A 13,407-nucleotide genomic window follows, 5' to 3' on the forward strand; every position below is an offset into this window, starting at 1 on the left:
TCCATTAGTTTTATCTTCTTACTAGCTGTTCCTAACCTTATTAGGGGGTAAGACCCCCTATTCGCCAACAGCATCCTTAAAGAAGTCGGGGATCTCACCACCCTCACGTATCAGAATTTATGACACAGACGACTAGTCTCTGTGACGGAATTTTACTTAGAGCCTGTCAAGAAACAACTTTTACAATTTGCCACCTAAAAAGCTTACTGAGAAAGCATTTCTAATTAAAAAGAAGGAAGGTTGTTTCCTGACAAGCTCTTACCTTCAAAACAAGGGGATTTTGCCCCTTGTTTTGGTTAATTGAGACTGATCGGCATAACTTATGTAGGATCATCAGGGTTGATCCAAACCTTTTTACCGAGAAACCCAGGATATTCAGCCAGCGCTGTTGTCAAAATTTGCGTGTCCTTCTGGATAAAATTTTCCCTTAAATCTGGGGCAACCTGAAACTTGAGTAGTTCTATAATCACACACTGCGCTCTCTGTGTTTGCTAATTTGCCAAAATAGAGATGTAGGCTAGAAGAACTACGCTTTTTGCATAGCTTGATTGCCTACACCAGGAGCAAGGGTCAGCTGGTTTGACACAAGTAAGAGGAAGGGAATATGGATAACAACAACTGGTTACAACAGCTAATGATGATGGGTCTTGGCACAACGTCTTTAGTAGCAGAAAAACTGCGCCAAGTTAGCGATGACTTGGTTAAAGATGGTAAGCTCAATCCTGAGCAAGCTAAGGCAGTTATAGATGATATTGCCCAGCAGTTAAAGTCGGAGCAGGGAAACTGGGATGTCCAAATGCAACGACAAATGCGAAATATGATGCAAGATTTAGGCGTAGCTCGACAGTCGGAGGTGGACGAACTACGGGGTAGAATTGACCGTTTAGAGCGGCAATTGCGCGATTTGGAAAATAAGCTTTGGCGTTAAGATGTCCTTTCTGATTTAAACTAATTGTGTCCTATTGGTAATCTTTTTGCCAGGATACTTAAGTAAGGAGAACTGATTTTGAAACCAATTTTCCTCAGCGTGGCGTTCATGCTGGTGTGTGTTGTGCTTTTGGCTGTGGGGCAAGTAGGCAGTAAACAGAATACTGCCATTGCTGCTCAGTTAACCCAAACGCCGCCACCGGCCACAACTGTAACTGAAAACAATATCTTAATTGCGAGTAATACTATGTCTGACGCTAATGCCGTAACTACTCCATCTGGATTGAAGTATGTGGAGTTAAAAGAGGGGACTGGCGCGACTCCTCAACCAGGACAAACGGTTGAAGTTCACTATGTCGGCACTCTAGAAGATGGTACTAAGTTTGATAGTTCACGCGATCGCGGCCAACCCTTCAGCTTTAAAATTGGCGTAGGACAGGTAATCAAAGGTTGGGACGAGGGAGTTAGCACAATTAAAGTCGGCGGCCGTCGTAAGTTAATCATCCCATCTGAGTTAGGCTATGGCGCTCGTGGTGCTGGTGGCGTGATTCCACCCAATGCAACTCTAATTTTTGATGTGGAATTGCTGGGAGTTAAATAAAGATTGGGGCATTGGGCATTGAGAAGAGGCACAGGGCAAGGGGAAAGGGTGCAGAGGAGAGGAATTTTCCCCCTGCTCCCTGCTCCCCTGCTTCTTCCCCAGTCCCCAGTCCCCAATTCAACGGCTAAATTTTTAAATTTTGAAACTTTGTAAACTGTGGATTAAACAAAAGTTTCGCTGTCCCTGTTGGCCCGTTGCGGTGTTTAGCTATAATTACTTCTGCAATGCCGCGATCGGGAGTATCGGGAGAGTAGTATTCGTCGCGGTACAACATTATTACTAAATCCGCGTCTTGTTCAATACTTCCACTTTCTCTCAAATCAGATAACATCGGGCGTTTGTTAGTACGCGCTTCCACCCCTCGACTTAACTGAGATAAAGCAATAACTGGTACAGATAATTCCCGCGCTAAACCTTTAAGTTGACGCGTAATTTTTGACAATTCTTGAACTCGATTATCGCCTGCTCCTTCCATCAATTGCAAGTAATCTATTACAATTAATCCTAATTCAGTTCCAACTTCCGCTTGCAGTCTTCGTGCCTGACTACGCATTTGTGTAACTGTAATATTCGGCGTGTCGTCAATATAAATTGGCATCTCCGAAAGGATACCAATAGCACGGCTTAAAGGTTCCCATTGTGTTTGACTGAGGCGACCAGTCCGCAGATAACTACTTTCAATTTGCGCTTCACTAGCTAATAACCGTTGGGTCAATTGCTCTTTGGACATTTCCAAACTAAAAAAAGCAACTGGTAATTTATAAGAAGCGGCGATATTATGAGCAAGGTTTAAGCAAAAGGCTGTATTGTGTACACAGATATCATTAGCAACAAAATTGTGTGTTTCTGGAATTGTTAAGTCATAAACCTGCTTGTTACCCACCGACTCAATCGCAACTATTTCATCCCAATAAACATCACTATTTGCTAACTGTTGAAGTGGTAAATTATCTAAAGCTGTAGCTAGTATCCAAAGTCTTTCCCGTTTTAGGGCACGTTTACCAACATGAATATTTGTTGTCCCTTGAATCCCTGCATTTCTAGCTAAACTACTCCAAGTTTCATTACCTTTTGCTAATGCTATTTGTTCCCAAATCTCTACAGGTATCAAGTCACGATTAGTTTGATATCTTTTTTGAGATATTGCTGCTGCAACTTTTTCTATTGCTTCTTCTTTACTGAAGATACCTATTTCTGCGATAAAAGTTTTAATAGATAAGGCATCAGTAATATCTAATTGCCATGCTGGTCTGCGGGTATTTTTATACTTAACAGACCGTTTTTTGAGAGATGCAATAATGCCAAATCTTAATAACAGATGTTGAATTTGCCTTGCTAGTTTTTCGCTGACTGTTGCATAGCCTAACTGTGATTGTCCGCTAGTAAGCAGTGCAGCCCATCCATCAGTGGCAAACAGACGATTAAGGAATAAGGCTATTTGCGATCGCTCTAACTTAAAAAAGATATTTGGTATAGTTTTAGAATGAGCATCTTTGCCCCATAAACCTAATTCTTCTAACCAAAGCGTTAGCGAATTCTTCCGAGATTTGCTCATGCAGGCAAATCCATGAGATACAAACTCTTCTGACTCTAATTGCAAAATTTCGCTTAATGGCTCAAAAGTTTCTAAATTTGGTACACAGACTCCTTGCTTCCAAGCGCAAAGTAAAGTAGGACTGACTCCAATTAATTGACTTATTTCTTTTCCTGTCAAAGAGTGCGATTGAATCGCTAGTTTAAAACTTTCAGCAAAAACCTGTCTTTGACTAGCAATAAATTCTAAATCTCCTCGAATACAAAGTGATGGTGTGCGTTTTCCTTGAGAAGTTTCCCAACGTACTGTTAAACCACCAAAATCCGCAACTGCTTGCAAAAAATCGGTTTGCAGTAATGAATTACCATTTGTAAATCGTGGATTGCAATTAGTTAATCCGCCATCGCCAATTAAATAAGCTAATAACTTGACTTCGCACTCGCGCATAGAATGTGAGCCAAACACATCTATTTTTCGTGGGATAGCGATTTTATCACCAACTTTCAGATTTTCTAGTTTTTGCCAGCCTTTAATAGTCAAATACGGGTGGGTGATTGTAGTTTCAATAGACCTACCTAAGCGAGTTGTTACCCGAAAAACTGGTTTGATACCATCATCTACAAATGCACAGGGTTGAGTAAAGGTAAATTTCCAGTCATTATTTAAGGTCAATAATGAGCCATGACGTTGTTTATATAATTCTTCAATTGTGGTAATTGTTCCATCTGCCAAAACTATTTCTGAATCATGGCTAAGGCATTTTCCCATTGATGGGCGACCCGCGACAATAATCAAATCAGAACGCTGAAAGCCACTGGTCATGGCATCTAAATCGTAAAATCCGCAGGGAACACCAGGTAAGGCAATGCCTTGATTTCGATCTTCAATATCCTGAAAATTATTAATTAGAGTATCAGAAATATGAACTAAACCCGATTGGGGACGTTCTTGGGTTACGCCGAATACTTTCTGTTCTGCCTGATCTAAAACAGTTGGTAATTCGGTTTCTGTCTCGTAACCAAGATGTACAATTTCATTGCCAGCTTTAATTAACTGCCGCCGCAGGTATTTTTCCATCACCAACCCTGCGAGGGCATCGATGTTCACGGCTGACACTGTGCGGTCTACCAGAGTTGCTAATTTATTTCTGCCGCCTATACGGGTAAGCATCTCATGGTCAGTCAGCCAACTTGTGACTGAAAGCAAATCTGTGGGTTTACCTTGGGTGTGGAGCCTCACAGCTGCCTGATAAATATCTTTATGGGCGCTAATGTAAAAAGCTTCGGGAAGGAGGCGATCGCTAACTCGACTAATCGCTTCTGGATCTAGCAAAATACCCCCCAAAATCGCTTCTTCGGCCTCAATATTTTGTGGGGGGAGGCGATCGCTACCATCACCTTTAAAATTCAGTTCTTCAGCCATAAACGATTTTAGTTTTGACGATTTTGCTAGAGACGCGATAAATCGCGTCTGTACAAGAGCTAGGAGTTATCAATTCACCCCTGCTCCCTCATCCCCCTGATCTCTTCCTACTCTTTCCTAGCTAGCGACGACTTGAATATCGACTTGTGCCGCTACATCAGAATGCAGCTTGATTTCGGCTTGATAAGTACCAAGGTGGTTAATATCAGGGATGGTAATTCCACGCCGATCCACTTCTTGACCAGTGGCTGCCTTAATTGCATCTACAACATCTTGGCTGGTGATAGTACCGAAAATTGCTTCGTTTTCACCAACTTGCTTGGCAATTGTCAAGCTACCAACTTTTTCAAGAGATTCTTTTTGCTCAAGAGCTTGTTGTCTGAGTTCTAATTGCCGTTGACGCTCTTGCTCACGACGGCGTTCTACTTGCTTGAGAATACCAGGAGTGGCATTAGTTGCCAATTTTTGGGGAATCAGATAATTACGAGCGTAGCCGGGAGCTACTTCCACTAAGTCGCCAGATTTCCCCAGCTTGCTGATATCTTGATTTAAAACTAACTGTACGCGTTTCGCCATCGTTTTTCCTGTAAAATCTGATTAATTTGGGTAAGGCTTGATAGCTCACAATGTCACTGCTGTATTCCAAGCTTATTTGCCTACACCCTAAAGCTTACAGATCGTAGCGAAAGGAAGGGTGCGATCGCAACTATTCCCACTAAAAAGTTGAGGGATTGGGAATTGGGAATGGAGAATGGTGAAGAAGCAAGGGAGCAGGGGAGCAGGGGACAAGAGGTGAGAACTTGAAACAAGTCTTTCCCCTTGTCCCCAATTCTCCTTGTCCCCAAGCCCAATTCCCAATTCCCAATCTTAAAAGTTATTTTTCATTTCCCGTATCCGCGCAAAGGTTTGCACTCCATCGCTACTCTTAACAGTTGATTGTAATGATGGCTGATCCCAACGTAAAAATGGATTGGTGTGTTTCTCCACTCCCAGCAGTGAGGGGATGGTAGCTTCTCCTCGACTACGGTAAGCTTTTACTTCGTTGAAGCGTCTTTGTAAGTCAGCGTTGTCGCCATCCACAGTTATGGCAAATTGCAGATTTTTTAAGGTGTATTCGTGGGCACACCAGATAAGTGTATTATCAGGTAGAGAACGCAGTTTGCTTAAAGAATCTACCATTTGGGTCGGTGTTCCTTCAAATAAACGACCGCAACCGCCGGAAAATAGGGTATCACCACAAAATAAATCGCCTGTCTCACTAGCTTCTTGGGGTGGAAAGTAGTAAGCGATGTGAGCGCGGGTATGTCCAGGAACGAAGATAACTTCAGCTATGCAGTCTGCAAACTCGACGCGATCGCCTTGTTGCAAAAATACCTGTTGTCCGGGAATCCTACCACGATCCTCGGCTCCTCCATAAACTATCAGTTGGGGAAATTTTTCGATTAATTGCTTATTACCACCCACATGATCGTTATGGTGGTGCGTGTTAAAAATTGCTACCAAATCAGCTTTTAACTCTGCCAGTTTCTTTAATACTGGTTGAGCCTCTGCTGGATCGACAACAGCCGCGATATTGCGTTTGTCGTCATACAACAAGAATATGTAGTTGTCTGAGAGTGCTTTCAGACGGATTACCTGCATTACCTCTGCTCCCTTACAACATAAATGTTTGGTATTGAGTAGCAATCCTAGATTCCAGTGAATAATAGTGCTACATTCACAAGCTATATCAAGTGTTTATACTTCGTTTATTATAGCTGTAGTGCAATATTACCTATAATATTATACTTCTGTGTTTTCACAGTAATTTTACTTAAATAAAGTAAAAAATAGATGAATTTATCAGTGAATTTTCTCTGGGAATAGTTATAAATATAAAGTTAAATTTATTTTAATATTTTTTTGCTTAAACATAATCAATATTCAAACTCATATTTTGCTGATCTCTACTCTATCGAATTTGACTACAACTCAAACTAGGGTAAGATTTTATGACAATAAATACCTATCTAATTTTCAAAGTAAACAAAAATTATTCATTTGATTTATGTCAACACCAACTAAAGGTTTTATTACGATTCTAACTGGGCTTTATTCGTTTCAAGATTGTATTCATTTTTTAGCAGCAGTCAGAAAGTTTCATCAAGAGCCGATTATTATTTTAATTGACCAAGTTCCAATAGTTCTTTATCCCTTGCTAAAAGCATTCAAAAATGTAATTTTAAAACCAGCACCTGCAAACGAAAATACTGTTTTAGCATCGCGTCAAGCAAAATTGGCTCTATATGAGGCTTCTGAGTTTGATAAAACTATTTATCTAGATTCTGATATTTGTTTACTTACGGATATTAATGATGTATTTGACTATTTAGATGAATATGAGTTTTTACTAACGGAAGATGTGCAACCTTCTATTCTTAAGGCTACAAACTTATTACGTGGTAAACAAGAAGACCTTTTGCCAAATGTTCTGCCAATTTTGCAATCGGTAGGATTACCATTGCAAGCAGATAGTGTGCAATATAATGGCGGTTTTATGGCTTTTCGAAAAACAGAAGTAACCAAGATATTTTTTGACGAATTTAAACGTTATTTTGAGATTGTCAAAAACAATCAAGATAAATTGCTTTTAAAAGATCAAGGGGCTTTTGCTTCTGCGATCGCATCTGTACAACCTCATAAGAAAATCTTACCACCAACCTATAATTATCTCAGCAAGTGGCAGGATGCTTATGATATTCAGGATAAAATTAAAGTTCTTCACTGTACTTATCCTTATCGTCCTCAATATGCTAAAGATATTAGTCGTTCTTTATATACAAGGGTTTTTGACAGATTTGCTAAAGTATTTTTACCGAATCAAGTTACAAATCCTTGGCGCATTAAATAAAAATTAAGTATAAAAACAGTGAAAAATTTTTCCAAGATATCGCTGTTGGTTTCAGATTTATCAAGTGCAGCTATTTTGCGTGCATACTTGATCGCAACAGCCCTAAGAAACTTAGAATATGAAGTTGAAATCATGGGTTTTTTATTTGGAAATAACTTATATCGAAATTTACCATTAGAATTAAACGTTTATAATTTGCCGGGTAAAAATTTTCCCGATTTTTTCGGAGAAATTAACAAATTTTTACCAAAAATTAATGGAGATATCATTTATGCAATCAAACCACAAATAGCGAGTTTTGGAGTTGCCTTATTAAAGAAACTATTTAGCCAAAAAGCCTTAATTTTAGACATAGATGATTGGGAACTCAGTTGGTATGGTGGCGATGACTGGCATTATCCTTTCACACCCAAACAATTAGCCAGAGACTTGTTGAAATCAGACGGCGCACTCAGGAATCCTTGTCATCCTTTATACGTGAAATGGATGGAAGGTTTGGTAAGTAGCGCTGATGCGGTGACAGTGCATACTCAATTTTTGCAGCAGCGTTTTGGGGGTACATTTGTTCCCAATGGTAAGGATACTGCTTTATTTGATCCTGCTCGATATGATGCTGAGTCCAGCAGAAATCGTTATGGTTTATCTGAATATCGTATTTTAATGTTTCCTGGTGCGCCAAGACCCTACAAAGGTCTAGAAGATGTTCTTATAGCGCTCGATAAAATCAATCAACCAGACTTAAGACTAGTGATTGTAGGTGGCAGTCCTTATGATGATTACGATCAGCAACTTCAACAAAAGTGGGGACGCTGGATTATCAAATTACCAAAATATCCAGCGGATGTGATGCCTGATTTAGTAGCAGCAGCTCACATTGTAGTTGTTCCCCAACGAGATACCCCAGAAACTCGCGCTCAATTTCCCCTAAAGTTGACAGATGGAATGGCAATGGCTAAACCTGTATTATCAACGCGCGTTGGAGATATTCCCAAAATATTAGGTGATACTGGTTATTTAGTCGATCCTGCTTGTCCTGAACAGATTGCTGAACAGATTCAATGGATTTTTCAGAATTTAGAGTCAGCAAACCAGCAAGGTATCAACGCCAGAAAAAGATGTGTAGAACACTATAGTATAGAGGCTATGGCTTCGGTGTTAAAGTCGGTGATTTCTCGGTTGTAAATATTAATATGGAAGGAAGCGTAAATTGAAGAAAGTGGGAAATAGAGGAACTTTTCAGTTGGGGGTTAAATCTTGGATAAATTGAGACCACGTAAAAGTTATGAGGACTCAAACCACAAGCTCACTTTGATGGCGGCAGTAATAAAATCGCTCTTGTAATCTCCCCTTCTGATAGGGCAATATTCTTCCAGCAATAACTGCCTCTTTTGTTGGGATATTGAAAATTATTTAGTTTGTTTATTTGATATTAGCAAGTTTGGCAAGTAATTTGTGAATAATATTAATAATTGAAAATTGTATAGAAATACCCAATGTCTACCAGAAAACTGCTATTACGATTCGCTAGACCCTATCCAGGCTTGATTCTGCTGACAATATTGTTAGGATTTTCTGGAGCTTTATTTAATGGGATTAGCACCGCTTTAATTGTGCCAGTGGTTTTAAAAATCGTGGGGCAAGAAGTAGATTTAAGTACTGCTCCTCCTATCTTAAAAAACTTGATATCTCCTTTTGATAATACTCCAGAACCTTACCGGATAGGAGTAATGGCTGGGGCGATTATCTTTACAATTCTTTTAAAGAATTTAGCTACTTATGCCAGTTCCTTAGCATCAAGTTCTTTAACCCGAAAACTAACATCAGATATGCGGGAAACGGGGTTAAAGCTATTACTAGAAATTGATATAGATTATTATGCAAAAACGAAGGTTGGTGATTTAATCAACCGTCTTGGTGGAGAAATTGGTCGGTCTGCAAGTTCTATAGGTAGTACAGTCAAGATAGCTATCTTGGGAATTACCATTTTAGTTTTTGTCAGTATATTGCTGTCAATTTCTTGGCAGTTGACAATTGCTGCTACGCTTTTACTATCGTTGGTGACATTAATAAATCAGTATGCCATTTCCAGGTCGAGAAATTTTGGGAAGCAGCTGAGTGAGATGTCTAGAGCATATTCAGTCTCCGTACTCGAAACCCTAAACGGGATTCGATTGGTAAAAGCGACGGGAAATGAAGAAAAAGAATATCAACGGATTAAAAAACTAATTCGCGATCGCGAGTTAGCAGATTTCCAATCTCAAGTTAATTCGGAAGCCATTACACCTCTAAGTGAGGTAATGGGTATTACAGCTTTACTGCTGATTGTACTTTTGAGCAAAACCTTCTTTGCTCAACAGGTTTCTTCTCTTTCTACCGTACTTTTGACATATTTGTTAGTGCTGCTGCGAGTGCTGCCATTGATTTCTCAGTTAAATACTATTCGCAGCAACTTTGCTAGTACCGCAGCTAGTGTGGATGTGACGAATGAGTTTTTAAGCTTGCACGATAAGCCGTTCATGGAGAAAGGTAAGCTTCCCTACACAAAATTAGAAGAGGGAGTATCTTTTAATTCTCTTTGCTTTGCCTACCCTGGTCATGAAAAGTTGGTACTCAAAGATGTAAATTTATATTTACCGCGTGGTACGACCTTAGCATTAGTAGGCGGTTCTGGGGCTGGTAAATCTACTTTGGCAGACCTTTTACCCAGATTTTATGACCCGATCGCTGGCAGTATTACCATTGACGGCATCGATTTGCGGGAATTCGAGCTAGTATCCCTACGGAAGCGGATGGGGATTGTCAGTCAAGATACCTTTCTTTTTAATGACTCGGTGCAAAATAACATCGCTTATGGGCGAGCAGAGGCTACTGACGATGAGATTTTGACAGCAGCAAAGCGGGCAAATGCTTATGAGTTTATTAGCAAATTGCCTCAAGGATTTGACACCCTAATTGGCGATCGCGGGGTAATGTTGTCTGGTGGACAAAGGCAAAGATTAGCGATCGCCCGCGCCCTCCTCCAAAATCCCGAAATTCTGATTTTAGATGAGGCCACCAGCGCTTTAGATACCGTTTCCGAAAGGTTAGTGCAAGCTGCTCTTGACGATCTTAGTCGCGATCGCACCACCCTAGTAATTGCTCACCGCCTTTCTACAGTCCAAAAAGCCGATCAAATAGCTGTATTAGATCAAGGGCAGGTGGTAGAAATAGGAACCCATGATGAACTTTTGCAAAAAGGTGCTTACTATTCACGCTTGTACTCCATGCAATTTAGCGATCGCCCTAATAAAAATTTGATTCAGACAAAAATTATTAAGGCAATGCGCCTAAACTCAAAGAAATTTGTTGATCGTCCCGAAGCCACTACTAAACACAATCAAAGCTTGCTCCGGATCTCTCACGAAATTCGGACACAGTTGAACTCAATGATTGGATTACTGCGCTTATTACTTGATGATCTGGAAAATGATTCTCAAGAACGGCACAAATTAATTGAAGAATCTTACAAATCAGCCTGGAGAATTATCAACACCATTGATATTTTTGAGGATGTGATGAACTTACAAATAAAGGGGCAGATTCTCTCAATTTCTGACCAAAATCAAAATATCATAAGCGACTATTATCAAAGCTTTAATCATCTCTCCATTGAGTTTAGAAGTTCTCTTAATCTCATACTTAGCTCTCTCCGCTATCTAGCAGATAATTTGATAGATACTCCCCAAGAACCAAATGAATTAGTTAGTGAAACTTATGAATCTGCTATATGTCTTCTGAGTAATTTAGAAAAATTTGAGGATAGTATTAATGTCTAAAAGCATGGAAAATAATACTTTAAAAAAACACTACATTTTTTTCATTGGTGAAGAATTACCCCAGCCGGAGGCTCACCTAGTACAGTCTACAAATGCAGCTAATGCTGCCGCTAACTTGGGATACTCAACAGTTTTGGTATACCCAGAAAAAGGAGCAAAAGCTAATAACCCAATTAATTTATTACGTCCTTTTAAACCGAGAAAAACACCAACAGAACTTCTTGAATATTACAATCTCCATGACAAATTAAAAGTTGCTCCATTACCGATGCCTTGGCCGATTGACCATTTTGCGAGCAAATTTACTGACTCCAACACTATTGCAAGCAAGTATTATTTACCATTTCATATACTTCCAACTACTAGACTTGTCCACAGTCGCAACTGGAATTTTGTCAAAGCTGCCATCAAAAATGGCATTCCGGCAATTTATGAACACCACCACCATGAAGAGAAACCATTTGAGCAAGAAATTGTTACAAATCCACTGCTACAAATAGCTGTCACCGTTGTAGAAACAATCCGTGAAAGCATGATTAAAAATGGAATGCCGCCAGAAAAAGTAATTAAGCTACACAATGGTTTCAATCGCTTGTTTATGCAGAGGCAACCAGAAAAAGCCGCAGAATGGCGACAAAAACTATTGCGAGATGAAAACCAAAAATTGGTAGTTTATGCGGGAGCATTACAGCAATTTAAAGGTATTGATGTACTAATTGATGTGGCGAATGAAATGCCTAATGTGCAATTTGCATGTGCGGGTGGTAAGCCAGCAGAAGTAGAATATTATCAGCAATTGGTAAAAGAAAAACAGGTTTATAATATTCAATTTTTGGGCTATGTTTTGCATAATGAGTTAGCGTCTTTGCTACAAGCAGCAGATGTTTTAGCTCACCCTCATTGTTCCGGGAAAGCCGCAACTTTCACATCTCCTTTAAAGCTGTTTGACTACTTCGCCTCTGGAACTCCCATTGTCTCGACGAAAATTCCTTCATTAGTTGAGTTTCAAGATACAAAAGCCATCGCTGCTTGGTGTGAACCAGATAACCCGAGAAAATTTGCCGAAAGTCTAAAGCAGGTTTTAGAAACTCATCCTAGAAGAATAGAAGGTTATCCAGATAGTATCGAATTTGTCAAGCAATTTTCTTGGGAAAATCGAGCCGCAAAAATTCTTAGTTATGTTGATGAATCTCTGCTACCCCTATTTATCGCATAAAAAGAATCTAGAAGATAAATGATAAATGACTAATAACTAAAATGACTATAAAAACTGTAGGGATGATTAGTAGCTATCGAGGTTTAGAAACTAGAGCCGATTGGCTGTGGCAACAAACCCCGCATCAATTTGGAGTTTGGGGCAATATGCAAATGCAGGCACTAGCAACCAAACCAGATTTTCTACTGATGTATCAATTTGATTTTCCCCAAGCAGCGCCACAAAAATCTTGGTTAGATAGCTTTCGCAAACGGCAGCAAAAATCAGTAGTAAATGTTGATTCTCTACTGCGTGGTGTCAACAAAGAGCGGATTATTTATTTGCTAAGAGAACCGCCTTTAGATGAAATTGTCGAAATAACTAATCATAATTATCAACAAGCCCAGCAGTATTGTGGCTACATTTCTGGCCCCGATGATTTTGCCCCGACTCCTGACTATATGCCTGCTATTTGGTATCACTCAAATTCATTTCAAGATTTAAATGAAATGCCACCACCTCAAAAGGTTGCCCCATGTAGTTGGATTACTTCGGGAATTAGTCGTACAGCCAAACATCGCCAGCGTTTAGACTTTTTGCAGTCTTTACAATCTAGTGGCATAAAATTTGATTTATATGGGCGTAACTTACCAGAATCAGCTAAAAAATCGGGAGAACTAGGTAACAAATGGTATGGGATGGCACCATATTATTACAATTTAGCAATTGAAAATTATGCTGATAATAATTGGTATGTAAGTGAGAAACTTTGGGATAGTTTACTTGCTTGGTGTCTACCAATTTACTATGGTGGCCCGGCTGCTGATAAATTATTGCCACCTGGTAGTTTTTTGCGGTTGCCCAGTTTAGATGAAAAAGGTATTGCTTACATCAAAGAAGTGACAGCTACACCTGATGCTTGGTATGCTGCCAAAGATGCGATCGCAGAAGCACGTCAAATCATTTTACATAAATTAAACTTACTTAACTGGTTATCAAACTTTGTTGATCAACACTCATAAA

At 39.6% G+C, this 13,407-nt stretch carries 10 protein-coding genes and 1 pseudogene; 7 read left to right on the top strand and 4 right to left on the bottom strand.

Going from position 1 to position 13,407, the window contains the following annotated elements:
* Positions 1-326: 326 nt before the first annotated feature.
* Positions 327-470, bottom strand: a pseudogene (locus V7K69_RS04755) (TIGR03792 family protein); the annotation flags it as partial.
* Between the two features lie 134 nt (positions 471-604).
* Here V7K69_RS04755 and V7K69_RS04760 point away from each other — a divergent pair.
* Together V7K69_RS04760 and V7K69_RS04765 are read left to right on the top strand one after the other, a co-directional pair.
* Positions 605-928, top strand: a complete 324-nt coding sequence (locus V7K69_RS04760) for a phasin family protein (RefSeq protein WP_012409359.1) — start codon at positions 605-607, stop codon at positions 926-928.
* A 78-nt stretch (positions 929-1,006) separates the two neighbouring features.
* On the top strand, positions 1,007-1,528 hold the full coding sequence (locus V7K69_RS04765; RefSeq protein WP_335031905.1) for an FKBP-type peptidyl-prolyl cis-trans isomerase: 522 nt from the start codon (positions 1,007-1,009) through the stop codon (positions 1,526-1,528).
* A gap of 124 nt (positions 1,529-1,652) precedes the next feature.
* Here V7K69_RS04765 and dnaB read toward each other — a convergent pair whose 3' ends face one another.
* From dnaB to gloB, 3 genes are all read right to left on the bottom strand, one after another.
* Positions 1,653-4,484, bottom strand: coding sequence for a replicative DNA helicase (gene dnaB / locus V7K69_RS04770; protein WP_335031907.1), 2,832 nt, complete (start codon positions 4,482-4,484; stop codon positions 1,653-1,655).
* A 117-nt stretch (positions 4,485-4,601) separates the two neighbouring features.
* Positions 4,602-5,060 carry a 50S ribosomal protein L9 gene (gene rplI / locus V7K69_RS04775; RefSeq protein ID WP_335031909.1) on the bottom strand — a complete coding sequence of 153 codons (459 nt, stop codon included), beginning with the start codon at positions 5,058-5,060 and terminating at the stop codon, positions 4,602-4,604.
* Between the two features lie 291 nt (positions 5,061-5,351).
* On the bottom strand, positions 5,352-6,125 hold the full coding sequence (gene gloB / locus V7K69_RS04780; protein ID WP_335031911.1) for a hydroxyacylglutathione hydrolase: 774 nt from the start codon (positions 6,123-6,125) through the stop codon (positions 5,352-5,354).
* Positions 6,126-6,531: 406 nt separating this feature from the next.
* On the opposite strand from gloB, the gene V7K69_RS04785 reads away from it, so the two are divergent.
* From V7K69_RS04785 to V7K69_RS04805, 5 genes are all read left to right on the top strand, one after another.
* Positions 6,532-7,374: a hypothetical protein gene (locus tag V7K69_RS04785; protein ID WP_335031913.1), complete on the top strand. Its 843-nt coding sequence runs from the start codon at positions 6,532-6,534 to the stop codon at positions 7,372-7,374.
* Positions 7,375-7,392: 18 nt separating this feature from the next.
* A complete protein-coding gene (locus tag V7K69_RS04790; RefSeq protein ID WP_335031915.1) occupies positions 7,393-8,556 on the top strand; it encodes a glycosyltransferase family 4 protein in 1,164 nt (387 codons plus the stop codon).
* 311 nt (positions 8,557-8,867) lie between these two features.
* Positions 8,868-11,189 (top strand): ABC transporter ATP-binding protein, encoded by a 2,322-nt coding sequence (locus tag V7K69_RS04795; protein WP_335031917.1) that lies wholly within the window; start codon positions 8,868-8,870, stop codon positions 11,187-11,189.
* Complete coding sequence (locus tag V7K69_RS04800) at positions 11,182-12,405, top strand: glycosyltransferase family 4 protein (RefSeq protein WP_442936118.1); 1,224 nt, start codon at positions 11,182-11,184, stop codon at positions 12,403-12,405. The genes V7K69_RS04795 and V7K69_RS04800 overlap by 8 nt, the downstream gene beginning before the upstream one ends.
* Positions 12,406-12,446: 41 nt before the next feature.
* Positions 12,447-13,406: a glycosyltransferase family 10 domain-containing protein gene (locus V7K69_RS04805; RefSeq protein ID WP_335031919.1), complete on the top strand. Its 960-nt coding sequence runs from the start codon at positions 12,447-12,449 to the stop codon at positions 13,404-13,406.
* Position 13,407: the final 1 nt, after the last annotated feature.

The sequence above is a fragment of the Nostoc sp. genome, from assembly GCF_036917775.1.
Lineage (GTDB): Bacteria > Cyanobacteriota > Cyanobacteriia > Cyanobacteriales > Nostocaceae > Nostoc.